Below are 22576 nucleotides of genomic sequence, written 5' to 3' on the forward strand. Positions count from 1 at the left end.
AAAGCTATATAGAAAAAAGTTTAAAAAACTTTATTTTGAATTACGAAAAAGAGGCCGCTGGATAAAGTGGGGATCCCTCAGCCCAAAGGGTTCTTCCTAGGGGCTATTTACTCTTTGTTGCTCGGTTTTTACTTAGCCCACTAGGTTACAAACCTCGCGCCGCGATTAAATAGCCCCTAGTTTGAACAAATTTTAATCCGCAAAGATCAACAGACCCTAGTACCCATTTTATTATAAAACCCAGCATTGGCGCTGGTTTTTTATTACTAATAAAAAAGTTATTACTCGTTTTTATTTGAAAATGTTTCTCTCCAGTGCGGGTTTTTCAAAAATCTCTAGCCTGTAAACTTTACCTTAATAGTTAGTGCATCAGCACATAGTTTATTATTTAGGTGAAATCATGAAAATTAACACGTTATTGCTAGCAACTTCTCTTTTAGGCGCAAGCTCGTTTGCTGTAAAGGCAACAATTGAAGATCAAATAACACCCGCGCCGGGCATGGGAATATTTGCAAACTACAACGAACATATCACTAACACGCCATTTTTACTCAATCTTGATAGCCAACCTAAAGAGCAGATGGGGCCGTATTTAACACGTCAATATTTTCATGGTACACAATCTACGTTTGTGAAATGGGTGGCTAAAAAAGGCGGTAAAGTGCCCCTACACAAACACCCAAACGAGCAAGTAACGTGGATCATTTCTGGCGAGGCCAAAGTGTTCTCCGGTGGTAAACAATATCTTATGAAATCAGGCGATATGATGGTAATACCTGCTAACGTACCGCACGAGTTTCACTTCAGTGAAGATACTGTAGATATTGACTTTTTTGCCCCAGCGCGTCAAGACTGGATAGATGGTACAGCTAGTTACATTCAACAAAAGTAGGGTAATTTATGTTTTTAAATAAATCTAAATCAAGCTTAACGGCAATTGCCATACTTGTAAGCTCAACAGTGATGGCTGAGCCTGAAACGGTTAAGTCAGAGATTTACGCACAAACAGATGCCGCAGTAGGCGGTATTACATATACGCAAAATAAGCGCTTTATTTTCAGCTATCATCCATTTTATAACCCCAAGGTTAAAGTAGGCGAGCTTTTAAAAAATGGTGATGTAGTGCCATTTCCTAATGCGCAAATGCAAAACGCATATAAAAGTGATGGCAGTTTAAAAAATCCTGCTGATTACTTAAATTGGGTACTCGGTGTAAGAGCCGACGATACTGGTAATGTGTGGATATTAGACTCTGGTCAAGCACTGCCGCGTACAACACCAAAGTTGATAGCGTGGGATGCGATAAGCAATAAGTTAAATAAAATTATTTACTTACCAAGCCCTATCTCTTTGCCACAATCGCAACTTAATGACTTAGCTATTTCTAGCAAATACCATACATTAGTCATTGCAGACGAAGGCATTGCTGATGGTGCAAATGGCAAGGAAGCAGCACTGATTGTGGTTAATACACAAACAGGAGCGAGTCGCCGAGTGCTGCAAGGGCACGATAGTGCTTTACCCGATTACTCAATGCCAATAATAATAGATAAAGGTACGAGTGAACAAAAGCAACTTGATGCCTTTATTGGTGCCGATGGCATTGTGCTTGATAACGCACAGCAGTGGCTTTATTTTGCTCCACTTAATAAAAAATATGTTTACCGTATTAAAATGGCCGATATCGCCAATGAACAATTAACCGATAAGCAAATAGCTGAGCGTGTAGAGCAATACGCACAAAAACCAGTAAACGGTGGTTTGAGCATAGATGCAGACAATAACCTGTACTTAACTATTGTTGGTGAACGTACTGTCGGCGTTATAGATGCTAAAACGCGGCAGTACCGCGATTACACCTATGACAAAGAGATGATATGGCCTGATGGTGTAAGTATTGGCCCTGAGGGTTACATGTACACGGGTGCAGCGCAGTTACCGTTATCAGCACAACTCAACAATGGCAAAGCAGAAAACAAAGCTCCTTATTATATATTCAGATTTATACCTTTAGCTGAGGGAGTAATAGGGCGCTAAGCATTGTTACGAGTATTCCTAGAAATCTAGGTAGCAATTGTGTTAAACACGCTTAATCGCGTGTTTTTTTATGTGTCACATTTTAAAAATATAATTATCGGCAAAGGTTAACACGTCCTAGGGCGTGCTAAAGCTACTCAGTTATGATTGTATTTATTATCAATTAAATCATGATAATGTTTCAATCATTAGCGCGTTTTTCGCTACTCAATAGTTCGCTATATTACACATATCTTATTACTGACCCCTGGCATATACCATGAAATTATATACTTACTCACATTGTCCATTTTGTGCGCGTGTGAGCTATATAGCAGGAAAACTCAATATTAAGCTTGAAGAAGTTATTATTGATTATGACGACATTGAAACACCAACAAACTTAATTGGTAAAAAAATGGTACCTATTCTTGAAAAAGACGACGACTCAATAATGGCTGAAAGTAATGATATTATTCGCTATTTTTTACAACAAAAAAATGTTGATGAACTAATGGAGCCATCAAAAAATAGTCTTCAATGGCAAAGCAGTGCTTTTTTACCGCTACAACAAATTGGTTATCCTCGCTGGCCGTTGCTTAGTCTAAGTGAGTTTAAGACTGAGTCTAGCCGAGTGGCTTGGGAAAATAAAAAACAAACAATTGATCTTAATTTTGTCCAACTATTAGCATCGACAAGTGACATTGTTTCTCAAGTAAACGCATTTTTAATCGGTAGCGAAAAGTTGCTTAATATTGAAGACGGAAAAAGTCATATTTCGTTGTTTGATAGTGCCATTTATTTTTCTATTCTAAGAGGCTTGTATTGTGAACCAACAATTACATGGCCCCAGCAATTAAATGTGTGGATGAATAATGAAGCACTAAATTCAGGCGTTCCTTTATTGAAGTAATAAGCCCATTTTTATAAACAGTACGACTCCCTTCGTATAGCGTTTCAGGCCAGTGACTTTGTTACTGGTTTTTTTGTTTAAAAAAATATTAGGTAACAAAAAGCCACTTTAAATATAAGTGGCTTAGTTTATTTTTATTTTGTGAACGCTAACGTTTGTTAGCCTTCACAGCTTTTAAAAAAAGCTTATAGAACTTGGATTATTTGCTCTTTTGCTAAACGTGATTTAGGCAGTTTGGCGTTATAATCTTCAGAGTCATCATGGTAGCCAAGCACTAAAGCTACATCACAAATATAGCCATCCAGCTCTTTTTCAAAGATTTCACCAATAAGTTCAGCGTCTACGCCTTCCATTGGGGTTGAATCAATACCTAAACGTGCTGCTGCATGCATGGTGTTACCTAGCGCAATGTAAGTTTGTGCTTTAGTCCATGTTGCATTGTTACCTTGCTCATCGGTATTCATATCAACAAAGGCAAATGCACCAAAAGCCTGTTCGCGGTTTTCTGCTTTTGTACGACCATTTTTAATGTCAGCATCAATGACTTGTGCGTAATCTTCGCGTGTATATTTAGGGTTGTAAGCAAATAAAATAACGTGCGACGCTGTTTTAATATGAGGCTGATTAAATTGAAACTTATTAGCAAAGGTATTATGCATACGTTCTTTAGCTTCGTCAGACTCAATAACAATAAATTTCCAAGGTTGTGAGTTAATAGATGAAGGAGAAAGACGCATAGCTTCAAAAACTACGTCTAGATCATCTTGAACAATACGCTTGGTTGTATAACGTTTAGTTGTGTAACGTTTTTCTAAATCACTAATAATTGGGTGAGTCATTTGTTTCTCCGTTAAGTGGCCTGTTTGACCGATGCTTACTATATTGAGCCGTTTTATTAAAAAAAAAGCCCGTATCACTATTTAATTACTTACTTGTTGAGCCACTGGCGCGTTACGTCATCAAGTACTTGTCGCTCTTTGCTAACTTTATAATCAAGTGCGGCAATTATGTCGTTTGAAAAGTGTAACTTATCAAGAGTGTCTAATTGAGCTTGACTAAAGAGCGCTTGTTTAACATCACGCAGCAATAAAACTGCTCTATCAACGCTGCCAAGTAAACCTTGTGGATCGGCAAGTTCACGTATTTTATGTTTATGGTGTAAAAATTGAGGTTTCCAAAGGGGAACTACGCACCATGTGTGAGTTGCAACGGCGTTTTCAAAAGCGCTAAAGCAGTCATCTTCTGTGCCAGTTAAAAATTCATAGCCAGCTTGAGATAACCCGTATTCTTTCATCATGTTAATTGAAAAGCGAGTAATGCCAGCACCGGCATTTATGCCCTGAATCGTTTTTTGCATTTTGCCAAGGACATCAGGTTTCAGTAAGTCGCTAATTTGGCTTACGGCATGCTCTGGTATGTAATCGGGCACGCCCCAGTGAGCATAAGGTTGGTAATGTAAGCCAAGTTCAATAAGTGGCATAACCAGCTCCACATCAGCTTTATAGATACCGTGGCTTGACGGAAGCCACGCAGAAGCGAGTAGGTCTATCTCACCTGATTTTAAATTTTTAAAGTTATCTTGATGCGGTGCGTAAATACGCTCAACGCTAAAGCCCATATCAGTTAAAACATGGCTGATAATTGAAGCGGTAACTCGATGAAATGATAAATCGGTTACACCTAATTTTAAATGTGGTGTACTCATAATGTATTACTCCATTTAATAGAGCAGCCCATGCTAGGTGTTTGCTGCTGAGGGCCTTTGCCTGTTGCGGCAATTTGGCGCATTGCATTAACTAACTCAGGGGTACGATGTTTGGCGCCATTCATTTTTGTATCGTCTAAGCGGCCACGGTATTGCAGTTGCCCATGTTTATTAAAACCAAAAAAGTCAGGTGTGCATACCGCGCCATAGGCTTTGCCTATGCGCTGGTCTTCATCAACCAAATAGGGAAATAAAAAGCCATGTTGCTTAGCAAATTTTTCCATATTGGCAGGAGAGTCTTCGACTACATATTGATAGTCGTTTGACATGATAGCTAATACATTAATGCCTTCACTAATAAGTGTTGCGGTGTCTTGGCTCAAGCGATTGGCTATGCGTTGTACATAAGGACAGTGGTTACAAATAAACATAATGAGTAAGCCATTTTTACCCAGATTATCGGCTAATGAAAACGACTCACCTAATGGGCTTTTTAGTGTGAAGCTAGGGGCTTGCCAGCCAAAATCACAAATTGGTGTATCTAATAACATACGTTAAATCCTATAAAGCCAGCCCGTATGGCTGGCTTATAAAAATAATTAATTATTTTTGATTAAAGCGAAAACGCGTTAATACGTAAGGCGGTTTTGCATTACCAAAGCCTTGGCTAAATGCAGGGTGCTGGTGGAGTTGATCTTGTGTTACATAAATCCAACCATTGCTTACTGCTAGACTGTCAGGCCATGATAATCGTTTATCTTGAACAATTATTTCGTAGTGGCCTTTAGTGGTTAAGCCAATCGCATTGTTTTCAAGGTCGGTTACCAAAATGCCGCCGCCAGGAGCGTAGGTCATGCCATCGCTTGGATTTTTAGGGCCAAACACTTCAATATTCTGTGCTTTTTTAGTGTCGGAGTAACTGTTATTAGCCAATACTTTTGCTGGGATACGGTAAACCTTAGTGCCAGTAAATGAGCCAAAGTAAACCCATTCGTTATTGTCATCAATCGTTATTGGGTTTAAGCCAAAGCGAAGGTTATTGGTTTTTCCTTCAGGTGATTTAGATGCAACTGGTGAGGCTTCAATAATGATATCGCGCTCCTCCGGCATTAGTGTGGCAGTGCCTTCGAGTACGCGAGTAGACTCACCTGTGTTTAAATCAACCACAATAAAGGCGGGCTTAGTTGCGCCCATAAAATTACCAAATGACATATCAGCTATGTAAATTTTGTTATTAAGTTCATCAATCACAAAGTCTTGTAAAAATGAATTAGCAAGTACCGCTGATTCATTTAGTTTTATTGTGTTTACTAAGCTGTTATTTACGCTATCCCAAGCAATAAGTTTAGGGGCTACTTTTTCGCTCCCCATATCTAAAATCCACACAACGCCTTTACTGTCGCTGTGAATGCCGATAACTGCCGCAAGCCCTACCTTGCCAATTTCTGGGCCGTCTGCCCAATCGATAGTTGGAAACGGTTGCTGTACGCCATTAGCCATAATTTCAACAACGCGTGTTTTTGGGTTATCTAGCGGATGCATACTTACTAGCATCCTGCCTGCCGGTGTAATCGTAATACCTGCACCGCGATATTTAGTAAACGTAGTGACGGTTTCAAGTGGGCCGACTTCTACGGCATTAGCACTTGTTAAGGTGCTTGCTACTAGTGAAAGCGTTGCTATGGCTAAAGTACTTTTGATTTTTTTCATCTTTTGCTACTCGCTGTATTTATCTGAATATGAATTGGTATAAATCACTTGCTCATTTATGAGCAGTTTTATTGCTTGAAGTAATAATAAGCGGGTATTGAAAGGCAATAAACAGCATAATAATTGAATCTTTATCAAATAATAATAGATAATAAAAATAACGAATAAAAAAACACCAATCTAAATTGGTGTTTTTATTAAAATCGCCACTTTTAACGAATAGCGGTTAGTTCATTAATAGTAAAAGATGCAATGCAGCCTTCAACTTTTGCTAAGTAGTTTTTAATGCTTTGTGCTTCCATATGTTGTTGCCAAAGTTCATAACTTTGCCAGTTCTCATAAAACACAAAGTGAGCATCATCTTGATTATTTTGATGCAAGGTATATGTAACACACCCAGGCTCTTTATGTGTTTGTTCAACAAGCAACAAAAGTGCACTTTTTACCGTGTCTATTTTATCGGTGTTAGCAAAAATATTAGCGATTATAGTAAGCTGAGTCATAACTTCCCTTATAATGAAAAATGGTATTTAAAAGCCTTCAAGTACAATTTTACCGATTGATTTCCCCGCTTCTAGCTCTTCGTGAGCAATACGTAAATTAGCCGCATTAATAGTGCCTAAGTTTTTACCAATCGTGGTTTGAATGTAGCCTTGGTCAATCAAATCGGCAACATGATTTAATAACTTACTTTGCTCAATTAAATCTTTGGCATTAAACATTGAGCGGGCAAACATAAATTCCCAATGTAGCGATAAACTCTTCATTTTTAATTTGCTAACATCTAGTGACTCAGGGTCGTCAATCATTGCAATTTTACCAAAGGGTGCAAGTACCTCTGTATACGCTTCAAAGTAAGTATCAGTACTATGCAGGCTTGCTACATGTGTTACCGAGCCAATGTTTAATGCATCAATTTGAGCAGGTAATGGTTTTGTATGATCAACAACATAATCTGCGCCTAGTTTTTTAACCCATGCTTGCGAGCTTTCGCGCGATGCAGTGGCAATCACTGTTGCACCAGTAATCGCTTTAGCAAGCTGGATAAAAATAGAACCAACGCCGCCTGCGGCACCTGTTACTAAAATAACTTCGTCTGATTTTGTTTTTGCATCAGCTGCTTGTTTTACAATGTTTAAATGTTCAAATAATAACTCGTACGCTGTTATTGCAGTAAGTGGTAATGCAGCAGCTTCAGCATCGTTTAAGCTCTGCGGTTTAAATCCTACAATACGCTCATCCACTAATTGAAATTCTGCATTACTCCCTGGGCGAGTAATATCACCTGCGTAATAAACCGCATCACCTGGTTTAAAGCCTGTAACAGCTTCACCTGTTGCAACCACTTCGCCAACTGCATCCCAACCAATTACTTTTACTTCACCGTTTGTTGGTGGCATATATAGGCGCACTTTATAATCGGCAGGGTTAACAGCAATAGCCTTAACTTTTATAAGTAAATCGCGACCTGTTGCAATTGGCTGTGGTAGCTCAACATCAATTAGCGACTCAGGGTTTGAAACAGGAAGTGATTGTGTATAACCAATGGCTTTCATAATTATGTATCCTAAATAAATTGTGTAAGTGCTAGTTTGCTAGCTGATGAAGTTAGTTTAGGTGTTAAACTCATTTAGATAAACCACCTAATCATTGAAACATTATCAAAAAATAATAGATAATCTTAATGTTGATTTATGCTTTAATGCTGTTATGGAGTAAATTTCAAGCTATTAGCTTTAGTTTGATTTAACCAAAGTGGATTAATAAAATGTTGTTAGAAGACCTACAGGTAATATTAAAAGTAGCCGAGTTTAAAAGTATTACTGCAGCAGCTTCAAATTTAGACATGCGTACAGCTACTGCCAGCGCCGCAGTTAAAAGGGTAGAGCAAGCGCTTGGGCTTGATCTTTTTATTCGTACTACCCGCCATTTACGTTTGTCGGCAGCGGGAGAACGTTATATTCCTCAGTGCCAACAAGCGCTTGCTATGCTCGATCTGGCAAAGCAAACCATGAAAAGCGATGATGACATTATTGATGGTGAGCTGCGTATTGCTATGTCGTCAGATTTAGGGCGTAATATTGTTATTCCTTGGCTTGATGAATTTCTGCAAACTCACACTCAATTAAGCTTACGGGCTAATATTAGCGACAGTAATATAGACTTTTATCGTGACTCAGTAGATATCGCGCTGCGCTACGGAAAACCTAATGATGCCAGCATATATGGTTTTAAGATTTGTAATGTACCGCGTGTTTTATGTGCCACGCAGGCTTATTTAGATGAGCATGGAACACCACGTCATCCTCACGATTTAGCAGCACACAAAGGCCTGTTTTATCAGCTGCAAGATATAATAAAAGATGTGTGGGTATTTAGCGGTGAAAACAGCGAGTTTAAAGTTAAAATGAATGGTGGGCATGCAACTAACGATGGTGACTTAGTTAGGCGCTGGTGTGTATCTGGTAAGGGCCTTGCCGTTAAGTCGTGTTTAGATATGTCAAACGACTTACTTGCGGGTAATGTGGTAAATGTTATGCCGAATTTTACGCCTACGCAAACAGAGCTTTGGCTTGTATGCCCAAGTAGGCAGTCGATTACGCCCGCCGTACGCTTACTTCGCGATGCCTTTAGAGAAAAAAGTACCACTATTTTAAAAGCCCTTATTGCAAAAGGAATTATTGATAAAAGCGTACTGAGCTAATTAGTCTACTTAATAATGCCACCGGCTTAGAGCTGGTGGCATTTATCGTATTCGTTAACTTAGCTTTTTATTAAAAAACTCAACGGTACGTTGCCATGCAAGTTCGGCATTGTCTTTATCATAGCGACCTGTCGAGTCGTTATGAAAACCATGATTTGCCCCTTTATACATATGCATAGTGTATTCAACATTATTAGCTTTTAAATCTTGTTCGTACTGTGGCCACGACGCGTTTACACGTTTATCCAGCTCGCCTAATTGAATCATTAACGGCGCTTTAATATTTTTACGTAAACTTTCACTGGCTGGGGTGCCGTAAAAAGGCACGCCTGCGCTGATTAAATCACTATCTACTGCCGCTAAATAATTAACAATGTAGCCGCCAAAACAAAAACCAACAGCGCCTAATTTACCGTTACTGTTAGCATGTGATTTTAAAAAGTGCGCTGCGGCAACAAAATCGTTTTGAATTTTAGCGCGATCCATGGTTTTTTGCATAGCGCGTCCTTCATCATCATTACCAGGGTAGCCACCCAGTGGAAAAAGCGCGTCGGGTGCAAATGCAATAAAGCCCACTTTAGCTAAACGCCTTGCTACATCCTTTACGTACGGGTTTAAACCACGGTTTTCGTGTATCACGAGTACAACGGGAAGCTTGCCTTCTATGTTTTTAGGGATTGCTAAGTAACCTTTGCCTTTACCGTGCCCATCTGGCGAATCGAATTCTTCGTACGTTGCTTTAATATCGTCGTCATTAAACGACACTTGTTCAGCCAATGCGTAATTAGGTAATAATGCTGATGTAAGTACAGCCATTGAAAAACCAAGTGCAGCAAGGCCACCGAGTTTTTTCATAAAAGTACGTCGGTCCATTAAACCGTGGGCGTATTCGTCATACCAATCAAAGGCTTCTTGAGGAATGTGATCAGAGGGGGATGTATTCATGGCTGTTCCTTAACTTTATTATGTTATTTAAATACCATAACGTATTAGGAATAAAAAACGAGCAATATTTCTCTCAATTATTAGGATTGTTAATAAACCCTGCTTGTTAAACAATGGGTAGTAGAGACAGTATTAGCAAATAGGTGAATATTATTTTTAAGCTAAAAATAAAAAGCTCGCATAATATGCCGAGCTTTTTTGGTTGGGATGTTACTTAATTTAGCTATTTGTAGGCGCTGGTTGGGCATCTAATAGTGGTGGCTTGCCACGCATTTTACGTACTAATCGTTTAGCATCTTCTAGTGCAACATACTGGCACGGTATAAGTATCAGTGTAATTACTGTGGCAAATAACACACCAAAAGCAAGTGATACAGCCATTGGGATAACAATTTTAGCTTGTAAACTCGTTTCAAAAATAATTGGCATTACACCAATAAAGGTAGTGATTGAGGTGAGTAGTATTGCTCTAAAGCGACGAGCACCGGCTTGTACTACAGCATCTTTAATTGCAACACCTTCGGCGCGGGCTTTGTTTACAAAATCAACCATAACGAGGGAGTCATTTACGACCACACCCGCTACAGCAATAATGCCAAACATCGATAAGCTACTCATGGTCATGCCTAAAATCATATGGCCAAACATCGCGCCAACTACACCAAACGGAATAACCGACATTATAATAAGTGGCTGCGAGTAAGAGCGAAGTGGAATCGCTAATAAAGCAAATATAATCATCATTGATATACCAAAATCACGAAGCTGCTCTGAAGCGCTATCCATTTCTTCTTGAATGCGCCCAGCTACATCACTTGTAACGCCAGGGTAGCTTTTAAGTAATGTTGGTAAGTATTCATCACGAATTTCCTCTGCAATCGCAAATGGTTCGGCTTTGTCGGTATTTACCGCAGCCCATACGTTTACAGTACGTTTAGAGTTTTCGCGGCGAATACGGTTAACACCGTCAACCAGCTTAACTTCGGCTACTTCACTTAGCGGTACTTCAGCGCCTGTAGGTGTGATAATACGCACGCTTGCTATGTCACTTATTGAATTACGTTCGTCTTCTGGATAGCGGATCATGACTTTAATTTCTTCGCCTTCACGCAATATTCGCTGCGCTTCTAAGCCGTAGTAACTAAAGCTAACTTGCGACGCTACATCAGCAAGCGTTAAACCCATGCTGTAAGCGAGTGGTTTCAAATCAAGTTGCACTTCGTCGGTAGCGCTTTGCATTGAATCGTTTACGTCGCCAACGCCTTCCATTGTTTGTAATTTGGCTTTTAATTTACCAGCCACTTCTTTTAGCTCGTCAGCATTTTTGCCTTCAAGTTTAAAGCTAACGTCGCCATCATCTCGACCGCCATTCATTATACTGTCTTGAATGGTCATGGTTTTAATGCCTGGTAGAGCGGGCATTTGCTCACGCCATAATGCACTTAGGGCAAAGGTGTCGATAGGGCGTAAGTCAGGCTCTACCAAAATAGCCATAATATTTGCTTCAGTTCGTCCGCGAAGGCTTACCGATAAATCGCGGATCATCGGTTTACCGTATTGCTCTTGTAGTTGCTGATCGACCTTTAACAACACGCTTTCAATTTTACGTGCGGTTTCAAGCGTTGCTTGCTCAGATGAAGCAAGGTTCATTTCTATATCAATACGCGGAAAGTCGTGCGGTATTTTAGGGTTTGGTACAAACTTAACTAAACCACCTGCAAACATACCTGCGCTTACAATAAGCAAACACATAAAGCCAACAATTACGGTATAGCGGTAGTGAATACAGCGGCCAACAAAAGGAAGGTAGTAGTTATTCACAAAGCCTTTTAAGCTGCTATCAATCACCATACGTAAGCGATGTAATAGATTTTTAGGATTTGGTTTACGCGGGTTCATTGCTGCAATATGCGCAGGTAAAATTAGTTTTGATTCAATGAGTGAAAAAATCAAACATAAAATAATCACGCCACCAATGGCCTTAGAAAAAGCAGCGCCAGGGCCTGTTGCCATTGTTTGCGGTAAAAATGCCGCAATGGTAGTTAATACACCAAAGGTTGCTGGCATCGCAACACGTTTTACACCGCGTACAACGTTATCAAGTGTGTGACCGTATTTTTCTATTTCGGCACTGGCTGATTCGCCCACAACTATGGCGTCATCGACAACAATTCCGAGCACTAGTATAAAGGCAAAAAGAGAGGCTAAATTAATTGTTACGTCTAAAAAGCCAATGGGCATAAACAAAAAGGCGCCTAAAAACGAAACCGGTAAGCCCATCATTACCCAAAATGCTAAGCGTAGCGGTAAAAATAGTGCCAGCACTAACATTACTAACAAGCCACCCCAAATCATGTTATCGACCATCATATCGAGTCGACCTTCAAGGTAGTAAGTTAAATCAACAATAGGAGAGAGCTTAACACCTGCTGGTAAAAGCGGCTCTTTAGTTGCCATGTAGCTTTTAAGTACTTTTGCTACATCGGTAATGTCTTGATCTTTTGATGCGTTTACTTCAAACGAGAGTGAATTCTTACCATTGTATTTTGAATATTGTAGACCTTCTTCAAAGCCATCATTAATAGTTGCAACATCGCCTAAATAAATTTGTGCGCCATCAGCAAGGGTAATAAGTGGCAGTTTTTCAAACTCAAAACCACGGTAGGCTTGTTTTTCAACACGCATCGAAATATAACCATTTTCAGAGCGTATTTGTCCCGCCGACATATTTGCCGAAAAGTTTTGCACCGCGCCTGCAATATCTCTAAATGTTAAGCCATATTCGCGCAGTTTATCGGGGCTGACTTCTATACCAATTTCATATTCTAAGCCGCCGTTAAAATTAACAAGGTTAACGTGAGGCAGTGCTTGTAGTTCGTCTTTTATATCGTTGCCAAGCTCTTTTAACTGGTAGTTACTCATGTCGCCGTAAAGCGCGAGTATCATTACCTCTTGCTCAAACTTATCGCGGCGCACAACAGGGCGCTCCATTCCCGCAGGAAAGGTGTTTATTGAATCAACTTGTACTTTAATTTCATCAAGTACTTCTTGTGGATTGTATTGTTCTTCTATTTCAATCCACGCTTGTGAAAAACCACGGTTAGAGTACGTAATTAGGCGTTTAATGCCTTCAATACCTTCGAGGTTTTCTTCAACTTTTATGGTTATGCCTTCTTCAACCTCTTGCGGGGCTGCACCTGGGTAAACTGCTTGTACGCTTATCCAGTTGCTTTCAAACTGTGGGAACATTTGTTTGCGAATGGTCATTGCCATTAAAATACCGCCCACTAATATAAATATCATTAGTAGGTTGGCTGCAACGGGATTTCGGGCAAACCATGCTATTAACCCTGTTTCACGAGTGTTCATGATTATTCCTCTTTCAGCGCAAGTTGAGTTACATCAGTTTTATCAGGCGCAATATCTTCAATTTTTACTGCCATACCTTCAGTTGGGTATTCAAGCGCTGAGGTAACAATTTGCTCGCCATTGTTTAACCCTTGGCTGGCTATAATCATGCCGTTTTGTTCGCGTATAATATTGAGGGTTTTAAACGACAATGTTAAATCGTCATTTAAAATTACAATTTTATTATCTTTAACTAAGTGGTGCGCAACAATAATTGCGTTATCAAGCGGGCGGCCTTCAATGGTAGCATTAATGTACGAACCAAAACGAAGAGGACGTGTTTTATCGCCATAAGGTGTTGCAAGTTGTGCAACCAAGTAGCTCATACGGCTTGTTTGATCAACCACACCTTCGGTGCGAATTACTTTGGCTTGCCACATTGTTTGCTTACCCGCGTATTCTGCGTTAAATGTAACATTTGAGCCTACGCCACCATTTTTTAAATATTGCAGTTCTTGATCGGCAACCGGTAAACGTACCTCTGCAACTGAGGTTGCGCTTAGTGCGCCAAAACTATTACCTGGGTTTACTACTGAACCCAAGCTAATTGTGCGCTCATTAATAATGGCATCATAAGGGGCTTTAATATAAGTACGCTCAAGATTGCGGCTAGCACGTTTAACACTTGCTTGAGCAGAGCGGTAACGCGCTAATTTTTCTGCCAGCTGTGGTTTTCGTAAATAAAGTTCTGATGCAATAGCGTCGCTTGAGTCTGACTTAATGCGCTCCCACTCAGCTTGAGCGACATGTGCTTGTGCGCGTTCTATTTCAAGTGCTGAGCTTGCTTGTGCTAAACCCGCTTGCGCTTCAATAAAGTCTGCCTCGTAATCATTTGCATCAATTCGTGCTAAAATATCGCCTTGCTTTACAAACGCGCCTTCTACAAATTGATCTGATACCGAAATAACTTGCCCGCTAACTTGTGCTATTAGCTCGGTACGATATTTTGGTTTAACAATGCCGTACGATTTAACATCGAGCGTTATAGAATCTAAAAGTACGCGTTGTGTTGCTACTAAAGGACGTAAATCTTGCTCTGGCTTTTCTTCGGGTGGTTTTTTCATTGCCATAAAGGCGAAAGCTAAAGCAATACCGCCTGCTAAAACAGCGATTGGGAGTATTATTTGTTTTGTAGTAGCCACAAGGCATTCCTTCATAATTGGTGGTGACAGAGCAATAATACGCAATAAAGTGTTTACAAGCTGTTTTAAGATGTAACAAAGCATTACATGTGTGTGTTACAACTCACTATGTGACTAATTAAGTTCCTAAAAAGAAATTAAAGTAAGTGTTTTTTATACAGAGGAAATTATGAAAACCGAATCGATGAATTGCAGGCTAGGCTGCGGCGCATGTTGTATTGCGCCAAGTATTAGTTCGCCTATTCCAGGTATGCCAAATGGTAAAAAAGCCGGAGAGCGTTGTATTCAGCTGGACGAAGGTAATTTATGTAAGTTATTTGGTGATGAAAGTCGACCAAAAGTATGTAGCGATTTTAGTGCCACGCTTGATGTGTGCGGGTCTACAAATGCACAAGCTCTAGCGCTTATTACAGAGCTCGAAGAGCTCACTTAATCCTCATTTTTAATACACATCTATTTACAATATATTATTAATAAAAATCTTCACAAGGTTATTAAAAGCAGTCGTTAATATATTCTATGGTGAAATATTAGACATATTTAATTTTGTTGCTATTATAGGAAATTGTAAGATACTTTTTATAAATCTCATTTATAGGTGATTTCGTTCAATCTTAATTTTTAAAAGGAAAAAAAAATGAAAAATTTACTTACAGCATTTACATTAGGTGTGACTTTATTAGGTTGTTCAAACTTACCCATTAAAACCGATATTAAAGAAGACCATTTTAGACTCGAAAACTTTAAAAGAGAGCAGGGAGTAGATCTTGAATATGTCCACTTGATGTGCTTTAACAAAAAACCTACACAATGGGCTGAACCAAAGCAGTATATCAGTGGTGAGCACGATTTATGGGTAAAGGCGAGTGTTTCAAACCCTGATGTTTTAAATAGTCAAAAAGAAGCTTTTGTTAATTTTAACGTTAATTTAGATTCTGATAAAAGCTACATGCTAAATAGAAAAAGGGAAGGGGATAAAATATCAATCTGGATACAAGAAGTTGAAACCGGTACGGTTGTTTCGCAGGTTCTTACAGATGAGCTTAGTCGCCCTTTACAAATTGATAATGAGCTAAGAAAGAGACAATGTCGTTCTGGTTCAATATAAGCTGAGTAATCAAAGTTCTTAATATTTAGCATGTCGTTTATTCTTTGCTAAATATTTATTCAAAGACCTGTTTTAAATAAACAGGCCTTTGAATGTGATAGCTCATTTCTACCAGTTATACGTTGCGCTTAACGTATATTGCTCACCGCGCCCTGGTGTACCTGGTATTTCTTCAAACGACTCATCCCATAAGTTATCTGCCGCTAAGGTGATAAATAAATTACTCAACTGTGGCGGAGTTATTTTAAGCGTTAGCTGGGTAAATAACGCGTTGTCATTGCCTTTTCTAAGTGCATTTTTGTGTTGTGTACGCCATTCGTTATCTATTCTAAATTCTAAAATATCAGTTGGGTTGTACACAGCGCCAAGTGTTAAACGGTGATCAGGAAAGTTTAACGCGTAAAAGCTGGCATCAATATCGGCTGCGCCGTAGTTTTCTGATTTATGTAAATAGGTGTAGCTTGCTATAAGCTTTGCTGTATCAAAGTGCTTAGTCGCTAAAAATTCAACCCCTGCAGTATCAATATCTACTGGGTTTGCAAAGCGCGCTGAGGTTGAATCAAAATTAAAGGTCCAATCGGTTAAGTTATTATCTTTTCGATAAAAAATAGCCGAGTTTAACTGCCAGCTTTGTTCTTCAAGTAATAAACCTAGCTCCAAGTTTGATGTGGTTTCGCGCTCAAGGTTGTAGTTACTTCTAAATAACCCACCAGAGTCGCTGCCGCCAATGGCTGTGTAGCCTGCAACTTGACTCGCCTGCGCGTATGATAAGTAAAGGGTTTGCGCTGTGCCGTCACTATTTTGGGTGTTTAAGGTTATGTCACCAATAGCTGATACTTCAGCATCATCACGATTTGTATCGTCATAGGCTGCGCCTAAACGAAAGGTAAGCTGTTGGTTTTTTAGCGCTATTGTGTATTGGGGCAATACACTTAGCTTGTAATACTTTCGTGAGGTAAAGTTGTTTTCAAGTGTGGTAGATTCAATTGAGTCATCAATAAATTGTGCAGAGTAATTCATTGCCAGTGCATCACTTTGTGCATGACGACCCGAAAGTCCAAGCGATTTAACTTCACTTTTATGAAAAGCTTCAAATGCACTAGGATTTTCGCGCGAGTAAATATAGTGATCGTCATGGGTACGATAATACGCCGATACTTCAAAATTGCTGTTATCAGCGTAGCTTTGCTTGTGATTAAGCATCCAAAGGCGGGTTTCTAAATCTTCAGTTTCGTTAACGCCAAAAGGGGTGTACAAGTTAGGCCAGCCAAAAAACTTATCTTGCGAGCCATAAAATAAATCGGTTTGGCTGTGCTCGCTTGCTAATTGCACGCGAGCTGAGGCGCGCGAGAAGTCATGATCGCCATTATCAATGGTGCCATCACTTTGCGAATGAGAATACTCACCTTCAAAGCCCAGAGTATAGTTAGCTAAGCTATCAAGTTGTGTGTTTTTAGCAGCGTGAATACTTTGCAGATTAAAGTCGTTTGTACCAGTACCAAGGGAAACACTACCGCCAGTAATAATCGGTTTCCAACCAAATGAAACCGTACCTACAGAGCTATTCATACCGTAAAGTGCGTTATCGGCACCGGTTAAAACATCTGGGCTGCTTAGCATTTGTGGTGCAATGGGTATTTCAGCAAAATAATGGCCAGATTGCGGGTCAAGCAGGGTAGTGCTTCCTACTCTAAAACCGGTGTTTTCGAAAATACCGCCGCGTATAGTTACATCAGCCTGCGCCTCAGCCATATTACGCGATTGTAAATCAACACGGGGGTCATATTCTAAATTAGAAATAGGCGAGTCGAATGTACCTACTGGCAACTTATTTGCAGTGGGTGAGGCCTCAACCGTTATTTTCTCGATTGCCGACTCATCAGATAGCGTATTAGCATTGGCAAATGCAGTAACGCTGCATAATATTGCAGGTATTATAAGGTGTGGTGTGCGATTCATGTGTTTCTCATCATTTTTTATTTGTAGCTGCGGTTACAATTAATTTCAAAGCTTATATTTGAGCATGATAAAATAACTAGATGTAACAGCAGTCATTTTGTGCGCGATTGTACATTAATTTGTTAATTACTGCATTTGATAACCATTTACGTAATACCGACTTTATTAAAAACATGATCATCCTATCGCATTAAAGAGCGCACTCACTGCGTTAAAAATAATTAATATAGAACAACTATATGTCATAATTTTCACCTTGTTATTGCGCTATTTTCTTGGCGCTATAATAGAACATTATTTTAATGCAAACGGTATAATTACTTATTAGGTAACATTTATAATGGATACGACACAACAAAATACAATTTACTTTGCTGGTGGCTGCCTGTGGGGCGTACAAGAGTTTTTAAAGCACTTACCAGGCGTAATAAGTACTGAAGCAGGGCGCGCTAATGGTACAAGCAAAACCACTGACGGCGAATACGATGGTTATGCCGAATGCGTAAAAGTCATTTTTGATTTAAAAGTCGTTAGCCTAAATAAGCTGTATGACTACTTTTTTGAAATTATTGACCCATACAGTATTAATAAACAAGGGGATGACGTAGGCCCTAAATACCGCACTGCCATTTATAGCAAAAACCAAAGCTATTTAGATGCAGCAAGCAATTATATAAACAAGCGCAGTGATGCCGATAAAATTGTGGTAGGGGTAGAGCTGCTAACTAACTACGTGCCAAGCGATCCTGAGCATCAAGACCGACTAACTAATCACCCTGATGATTACTGCCATATACCGCTTGAGTTACTGCATAAGTATAAATCGTAAATTTAACACGGTGTTTTTTTGTAGACGTGCAGCTTGCTGACGTGATGAGCGCAGCTCATAATTATTTAAACCTGAAGTCCCAAAAATACATACCCACAAAAAAGCTCACGTACTGTGAGCTTTTTTAAAACTTACTTATAGCTAATTTTAACTTACTGCTGCTTTTGCGGCGGGAAGTTACTTAATATTTCGCTCACTGTCTTATTTATTGATGCTTCACGTTGTTCTGGCGATTGGTTTTTCTTTAATCGGCCTTCTTTTGCGCCGCGCCATACTAGCTGGTTAGATTCACGGTCTACAATATCAATAATCAGTGTGCCCACTTCGTATTCACGCGAGGTTGTATCACGTTGAAAACCAGTACCCCAATAACCCCAATGCGGGCGGTAGTTTACATTAAATGTATCTACTTCAAGCTCTTTATCAACCGATGCATGATAGTTAACAAGTACATCAGCATTTGCTGCATCAACTAAGCTCATACCTAGTGTTTGGCTCAGTTCTGCGTTAACGGCAGTGCGAACACGTTTTTCCATTAGGCCATTAATTTGGTAGTTATTTGTGTCTTTAGTTAGGCTGGCGTTTTCTACCCAAGCAAATGTTTTAAAATTACTAAAGTTGGCTGATTTATCGTAATCCCAATCAGGGGTTTGTGTACAGGCTGTAAGTAGTGCTAGCGCTGCAACAATAAGTATATTTTTCATTACGTTTGCTCCAATAAAATGCATTAATTTAAAATAACACACATAGTTTAAATGTGTATTATTTAAACGTCCTATATTTTAGTTTAGTTGGTTTGCCTTAACGGCCAATTAATTGTGTTCAACTTCAATCCAATCTTTTTCATCTACCCAGTTTTGTGCACCGTCTTTTACCGAGCGAATCGGCACAATGTAGTCACAACTTATTTGCGGCTTAACTGAGGCAAATATAGGCACAAAACCAAAGCTTAGTGCGGTTTCTATAATCGCTTTTTGATTTTGCGGGTCAATGTCGGCCGCTTCATCTATGTAAATAGGTATACGGTATAGGTTTTGTTCCTGATCGCTTAATAAGTAACGAATAAACAACATGCCACACAATAACTTAATCGTAATACGTGTGCCATTTGAACCTGCAGAATCTATTTTTTCAAAGTGTTCGGTTTCACCTGCGCGGTTAACTACTTCAAATCGAATATCAAATAAATCGGTAAGTGTTAAGCCCGCTTTATCTGATGCGAGTTTAATTAAGTGATCTTTTGCTTCGTTTACCGCACTTTCGCTGTACGGTTCTTGGCTAAGTAAATCAAGCGTGTCACCTTGCTCAAACTGATGCGACGTACTGATAATGGTATCGATACTATCAACCAGCATTTTGCGAGGTATTACGTTAATTTTAAACGCTTGCAGGTTTGAAATTCGGTGCTGGCTTATGCCTTTATTAAAGCTATTCATTTCGCGGCGAAGTCGGTCTAAATCTTTTCGCAAGCCTTTAATCGTTGCGGCAACCTCGGTAAGCGCAACACGCGCTTGGCGCTCAACGGCATCGCGTTCGTTATCAATATTATGAAAGGCGCTTATTAGCTTTTGATATTTAGTGTATTCGTCATTTTCGTTGTCGAATTTAGTAATACCCGCGTTATATACATGCAAATAGGTGTTGCGTACGTTTATGTCAAAATTACGCAGCTCTTGGCAGTCTTTATTAAAGTGATGAACAAGGTCGCTTAAGTTATCAAAGTCGACTGTAATATCAATCATATACGGGGTTACTTTACCGCTGTATAAATCAAGCGTGTGGTCAATTCGCTCGCTCTTAACTTGGCGTAAGCGCTCAGTTTGGCGATTAATTTGCTCTTGTTTCGATTTAATTAACGAGCGACGATCGGCAATTGAGCCACTATTTTTTTGAATATCTTGCAAGTAGTCGTCAACTTGTTCGCGCTCAGCTAATAACTGCTCTTTTAGCATGGCTTGCGCTTCAACCGATAGCTGCATTACATCAAACTGCTCTAAGCGTTTTAGCGCGCTCTCTGCACTCATAAGCTCATCGTATAACGCGTCTTTTTCTTTTTGCTTGTCGGCAACGTTTGCAGCAACATCGCGCTGTTGCTTAAACTCTTTAAGTGAATGCTCAAGTGCATTTAACTGAGCGGTTAATTGCTCTTTATTTTCGCCGCTTTGCATTTGCACAGGCGAGAGCTTTTTAAGTTTAATGCTCGCACCTGGTAGCGTTAATACGCCGCCTTTAACGTTTTCACTTAACAGCGATAAAAATTCCCCAAACGCATCTTCATCATCAATGGTTATATCGCCATTAGTGGTGGTTGCAAACGAGAGAATATCTGGGTTTAAAATCCGCGATATTTCTTCTACTTCTTTTAACGAGAGGTCTTCGCGCATGCGGGTAAACAAATTAAATTCAAGATTTTTAAGTTGCAGCTTTAGGCTCTTAATTTGTTTTTGTGTTTCGCTAATGCGGTAGTCAAGCGTGTGTAGGCTTTGCCCTTGTGCGCTGGTTATAGAGTGCGAAAGCGACTCGTAATCTTGCTTTAACTGAGTCAGGCTGGTTTTAAGGGTGGCTTTATTTACTAGTTCAAACTCGCTTTTAAGCGCATCGTAATCTAAAAACCACTGCTCAATTTGAGTTTGTCTGCGCTCTATATCACGCGATTGCTGTACGTATAGGCTTTGCTTTTGCTCAAACTCGTGTTTTTCGTGCTCTATATCTTCAAGGGCTATGGCAAGCTCAGAGAGTTGCGACTCTTGATAGGTATCAAAATCAATCAGTGCTTGGTCAATTTTAGGCGCGTATGCGGCTAATTTACCTTTAAGCACGGTTTGGTTTTCAAGCATTGATTCAAGCGCGGCTATTGGCTCTTGCATTGACTCAAGGGCTTTTAATTCGCGTTTTGAGCGATTTACTTTATCAAATGAGCGACGCCATACTTCATAAAAGTCGACCTTAGAGTTCGACATATGGCGTTCAAACACGCGTAGCATAAAGCGTTTTACGTCGCTTGCGCCTAATTTATGTAAGTTAAGAATACGTCTAAATATTTCTTTATAAATAGAGGAGTCTTGCACATTATTAAGCGGGATCATTTTTAGGTTAATGTCGCCATCAAAAGGCGTTGCGCCGCCAGTAAGTAGCGCGTTTAACTCTTGTGCTTTAAGCTCAATAGGGTTGTAGTTAAGCGATTTTAAATGGTTGAACAGCTTGGTAAATTTAATAATAGTTTTACCTTGCGTGTACTGCTCTAAATCAAGCTTTCCTTGATAACAAAAGTACTGATGCGCGTAACCGGCAATTTTACCAAGTCCTGCAACTCCAATTACTACCGAGCCATGAGGCAAGTTAGCTTCTAGTAAAATGTACGACTGATCGGATGAAAAATAAAACTTACGGGTTTCATCTAAATCGTGTCCGTCCCATTCTGTTAAGCGTAAATCGTTAATAAGCGGAAACTGCAGGGCGTTAATAACCGAGCTTTTACCGGTGTTATTGGGCGCGCAAATAGAGCTGCTTTTATCAAGCGGGATCACACATTTTGCATAGCCTGCGGTGTTAAGTAGGGCGAGTTTGCTTAGTCCGTATAGATTTTTCATTCCTCGTCCTCTGTAATATAGGTTTCTTCGTTTACTTCCATGAGTGCATCTATGTAGCGGTGAATTGGCGCTTGTAGCATAAAGCCGCCTTCTACTTCACGGGCTAAACCTAAGCGCACCATGCGCAGGTAAACGTCTTTGCGCAAATCAGATCCCGAAAATATCTCAAGCTGATCAAACAAATGTTTGTTAATTTGCACCAGCGTTTGCATAAGCTCTAAATCGTTTACGTCGTCAAACAATGCGCGCATTGGGTCTTTACCCGTATTGGCGTAGTGCTCAATTAAAATGTAAATGGTGAGCGCGATAGCGCGAGATATTTTACCCATATTTGGCGTACTTTCGTCGCTACCAAAATAATAAAAGCCACGGCTGTCGTGTTTCAAATCGTTACCTAGGGCGGTAAATAGGGCGGTGTAGTCTTCTATGTGTTGGTCAAGCTCTTGCCACATTACGTTGTCTTGCTCACAAATGTGATAACCCGCTACTAATTTTTTATTAATGGCTTGTAGATGGGTTAGCTCGTCTAAGTTTATGTGTGTCATGG

The 22576-nt window shown here is 39.7% G+C and carries 20 protein-coding genes; 7 read left to right on the top strand and 13 right to left on the bottom strand.

The window, feature by feature from the left end; genetic code table 11:
* Positions 1 to 400: 400 nt before the first annotated feature.
* The 3 genes from H5088_RS17295 (at position 401) to grxB (ending at position 2929) form a co-directional block, all read left to right on the top strand.
* Positions 401 to 892 (top strand): cupin domain-containing protein, encoded by a 492-nt coding sequence (locus H5088_RS17295; protein ID WP_182753921.1) that lies wholly within the window; start codon positions 401 to 403, stop codon positions 890 to 892.
* Positions 893 to 900: 8 nt separating this feature from the next.
* A complete protein-coding gene (locus H5088_RS17300) occupies positions 901 to 2037 on the top strand; it encodes an L-dopachrome tautomerase-related protein (protein ID WP_182753923.1) in 1137 nt (378 codons plus the stop codon).
* Between the two features lie 259 nt (positions 2038 to 2296).
* The gene (gene grxB, locus H5088_RS17305) at positions 2297 to 2929 is read left to right on the top strand and encodes a glutaredoxin 2 (RefSeq protein ID WP_182753925.1); all 633 of its coding nucleotides are present in this window, start codon (positions 2297 to 2299) and stop codon (positions 2927 to 2929) included.
* A gap of 185 nt (positions 2930 to 3114) precedes the next feature.
* On the opposite strand, the gene H5088_RS17310 is transcribed toward grxB, so the two are convergent.
* From H5088_RS17310 to H5088_RS17335, 6 genes are all read right to left on the bottom strand, one after another.
* Complete coding sequence (locus H5088_RS17310; RefSeq protein WP_182753927.1) at positions 3115 to 3768, bottom strand: nitroreductase family protein; 654 nt, start codon at positions 3766 to 3768, stop codon at positions 3115 to 3117.
* Between the two features lie 89 nt (positions 3769 to 3857).
* Positions 3858 to 4634, bottom strand: a complete 777-nt coding sequence (locus H5088_RS17315; protein WP_182753929.1) for a glycine betaine ABC transporter substrate-binding protein — start codon at positions 4632 to 4634, stop codon at positions 3858 to 3860.
* The gene (locus tag H5088_RS17320) at positions 4631 to 5185 is read right to left on the bottom strand and encodes a thioredoxin family protein (protein WP_182753931.1); all 555 of its coding nucleotides are present in this window, start codon (positions 5183 to 5185) and stop codon (positions 4631 to 4633) included. Before H5088_RS17320 ends, H5088_RS17315 begins: the two co-directional genes overlap by 4 nt.
* A gap of 52 nt (positions 5186 to 5237) precedes the next feature.
* Entirely contained in the window at positions 5238 to 6344 is a 1107-nt protein-coding gene (locus tag H5088_RS17325) for an L-dopachrome tautomerase-related protein (protein WP_182753933.1), read from the bottom strand.
* 212 nt (positions 6345 to 6556) lie between these two features.
* Positions 6557 to 6847: a putative quinol monooxygenase gene (locus tag H5088_RS17330; RefSeq protein ID WP_182701080.1), complete on the bottom strand. Its 291-nt coding sequence runs from the start codon at positions 6845 to 6847 to the stop codon at positions 6557 to 6559.
* Positions 6848 to 6874: 27 nt separating this feature from the next.
* Positions 6875 to 7900 (bottom strand): zinc-binding alcohol dehydrogenase family protein, encoded by a 1026-nt coding sequence (locus H5088_RS17335; RefSeq protein WP_182753935.1) that lies wholly within the window; start codon positions 7898 to 7900, stop codon positions 6875 to 6877.
* Between the two features lie 212 nt (positions 7901 to 8112).
* Here H5088_RS17335 and H5088_RS17340 point away from each other — a divergent pair, with 212 nt between their 5' ends.
* Positions 8113 to 9048 (top strand): LysR family transcriptional regulator, encoded by a 936-nt coding sequence (locus H5088_RS17340; RefSeq protein ID WP_182753937.1) that lies wholly within the window; start codon positions 8113 to 8115, stop codon positions 9046 to 9048.
* A 54-nt stretch (positions 9049 to 9102) separates the two neighbouring features.
* Here H5088_RS17340 and H5088_RS17345 read toward each other — a convergent pair whose 3' ends face one another.
* The 3 genes from H5088_RS17345 to H5088_RS17355 all read right to left on the bottom strand — a co-directional run bounded on the left by H5088_RS17345 (position 9103) and on the right by H5088_RS17355 (position 14543).
* Entirely contained in the window at positions 9103 to 9993 is an 891-nt protein-coding gene (locus H5088_RS17345; RefSeq protein WP_182753939.1) for a dienelactone hydrolase family protein, read from the bottom strand.
* Between the two features lie 219 nt (positions 9994 to 10212).
* On the bottom strand, positions 10213 to 13362 hold the full coding sequence (locus tag H5088_RS17350; protein WP_182753941.1) for an efflux RND transporter permease subunit: 3150 nt from the start codon (positions 13360 to 13362) through the stop codon (positions 10213 to 10215).
* Between the two features lie 2 nt (positions 13363 to 13364).
* Entirely contained in the window at positions 13365 to 14543 is a 1179-nt protein-coding gene (locus tag H5088_RS17355) for an efflux RND transporter periplasmic adaptor subunit (protein WP_182693617.1), read from the bottom strand.
* Positions 14544 to 14712: 169 nt separating this feature from the next.
* On the opposite strand from H5088_RS17355, the gene H5088_RS17360 reads away from it, so the two are divergent.
* The gene (locus H5088_RS17360) at positions 14713 to 14976 is read left to right on the top strand and encodes a YkgJ family cysteine cluster protein (protein WP_182733704.1); all 264 of its coding nucleotides are present in this window, start codon (positions 14713 to 14715) and stop codon (positions 14974 to 14976) included.
* A gap of 204 nt (positions 14977 to 15180) precedes the next feature.
* Complete coding sequence (locus H5088_RS17365; protein WP_007581896.1) at positions 15181 to 15651, top strand: hypothetical protein; 471 nt, start codon at positions 15181 to 15183, stop codon at positions 15649 to 15651.
* 108 nt (positions 15652 to 15759) lie between these two features.
* On the opposite strand, the gene H5088_RS17370 is transcribed toward H5088_RS17365, so the two are convergent.
* Positions 15760 to 17610: a TonB-dependent siderophore receptor gene (locus H5088_RS17370; RefSeq protein WP_182753943.1), complete on the bottom strand. Its 1851-nt coding sequence runs from the start codon at positions 17608 to 17610 to the stop codon at positions 15760 to 15762.
* Between the two features lie 340 nt (positions 17611 to 17950).
* Between H5088_RS17370 and H5088_RS17375 the strand changes: the two genes are divergently transcribed.
* Positions 17951 to 18439 (top strand): peptide-methionine (S)-S-oxide reductase, encoded by a 489-nt coding sequence (locus H5088_RS17375; RefSeq protein ID WP_182753945.1) that lies wholly within the window; start codon positions 17951 to 17953, stop codon positions 18437 to 18439.
* A 152-nt stretch (positions 18440 to 18591) separates the two neighbouring features.
* On the opposite strand, the gene H5088_RS17380 is transcribed toward H5088_RS17375, so the two are convergent.
* The 3 genes from H5088_RS17380 to H5088_RS17390 all read right to left on the bottom strand — a co-directional run bounded on the left by H5088_RS17380 (position 18592) and on the right by H5088_RS17390 (position 22574).
* Positions 18592 to 19143, bottom strand: coding sequence for a DUF4136 domain-containing protein (locus H5088_RS17380; protein WP_182753947.1), 552 nt, complete (start codon positions 19141 to 19143; stop codon positions 18592 to 18594).
* Positions 19144 to 19251: 108 nt separating this feature from the next.
* Entirely contained in the window at positions 19252 to 22029 is a 2778-nt protein-coding gene (locus tag H5088_RS17385) for an ATPase (RefSeq protein ID WP_182753949.1), read from the bottom strand.
* Positions 22026 to 22574: a condensin complex protein MksE gene (locus H5088_RS17390; protein WP_024605891.1), complete on the bottom strand. Its 549-nt coding sequence runs from the start codon at positions 22572 to 22574 to the stop codon at positions 22026 to 22028. Before H5088_RS17390 ends, H5088_RS17385 begins: the two co-directional genes overlap by 4 nt.
* Positions 22575 to 22576: the final 2 nt, after the last annotated feature.

Source organism: Pseudoalteromonas sp. SR43-3 (assembly GCF_014163875.1).
In the GTDB taxonomy this organism is placed as follows: domain Bacteria; phylum Pseudomonadota; class Gammaproteobacteria; order Enterobacterales; family Alteromonadaceae; genus Pseudoalteromonas; species Pseudoalteromonas distincta.

Excerpts from the sequence above, each read along its gene's own strand:
- H5088_RS17380 (WP_182753947.1), bottom strand. The coding sequence starts at position 19,143 with ATGAAAAATATACTTATTGTTGCAGCGCTAGCACTACTTACAGCCTGT.
- H5088_RS17365 (WP_007581896.1), top strand. The coding sequence starts at position 15,181 with ATGAAAAATTTACTTACAGCATTTACATTAGGTGTGACTTTATTAGGT.
- H5088_RS17335 (WP_182753935.1), bottom strand. The coding sequence starts at position 7,900 with ATGAAAGCCATTGGTTATACACAATCACTTCCTGTTTCAAACCCTGAG.
- H5088_RS17300 (WP_182753923.1), top strand. The coding sequence starts at position 901 with ATGTTTTTAAATAAATCTAAATCAAGCTTAACGGCAATTGCCATACTT.
- H5088_RS17345 (WP_182753939.1), bottom strand. The coding sequence starts at position 9,993 with ATGAATACATCCCCCTCTGATCACATTCCTCAAGAAGCCTTTGATTGG.
- H5088_RS17340 (WP_182753937.1), top strand. The coding sequence starts at position 8,113 with ATGTTGTTAGAAGACCTACAGGTAATATTAAAAGTAGCCGAGTTTAAA.
- H5088_RS17310 (WP_182753927.1), bottom strand. The coding sequence starts at position 3,768 with ATGACTCACCCAATTATTAGTGATTTAGAAAAACGTTACACAACTAAA.
- H5088_RS17370 (WP_182753943.1), bottom strand. The coding sequence starts at position 17,610 with ATGAATCGCACACCACACCTTATAATACCTGCAATATTATGCAGCGTT.
- H5088_RS17295 (WP_182753921.1), top strand. The coding sequence starts at position 401 with ATGAAAATTAACACGTTATTGCTAGCAACTTCTCTTTTAGGCGCAAGC.
- H5088_RS17330 (WP_182701080.1), bottom strand. The coding sequence starts at position 6,847 with ATGACTCAGCTTACTATAATCGCTAATATTTTTGCTAACACCGATAAA.
- grxB (WP_182753925.1), top strand. The coding sequence starts at position 2,297 with ATGAAATTATATACTTACTCACATTGTCCATTTTGTGCGCGTGTGAGC.
- H5088_RS17320 (WP_182753931.1), bottom strand. The coding sequence starts at position 5,185 with ATGTTATTAGATACACCAATTTGTGATTTTGGCTGGCAAGCCCCTAGC.
- H5088_RS17385 (WP_182753949.1), bottom strand. The coding sequence starts at position 22,029 with ATGAAAAATCTATACGGACTAAGCAAACTCGCCCTACTTAACACCGCA.
- H5088_RS17390 (WP_024605891.1), bottom strand. The coding sequence starts at position 22,574 with ATGACACACATAAACTTAGACGAGCTAACCCATCTACAAGCCATTAAT.
- H5088_RS17375 (WP_182753945.1), top strand. The coding sequence starts at position 17,951 with ATGGATACGACACAACAAAATACAATTTACTTTGCTGGTGGCTGCCTG.
- H5088_RS17325 (WP_182753933.1), bottom strand. The coding sequence starts at position 6,344 with ATGAAAAAAATCAAAAGTACTTTAGCCATAGCAACGCTTTCACTAGTA.
- H5088_RS17350 (WP_182753941.1), bottom strand. The coding sequence starts at position 13,362 with ATGAACACTCGTGAAACAGGGTTAATAGCATGGTTTGCCCGAAATCCC.
- H5088_RS17360 (WP_182733704.1), top strand. The coding sequence starts at position 14,713 with ATGAAAACCGAATCGATGAATTGCAGGCTAGGCTGCGGCGCATGTTGT.
- H5088_RS17315 (WP_182753929.1), bottom strand. The coding sequence starts at position 4,634 with ATGAGTACACCACATTTAAAATTAGGTGTAACCGATTTATCATTTCAT.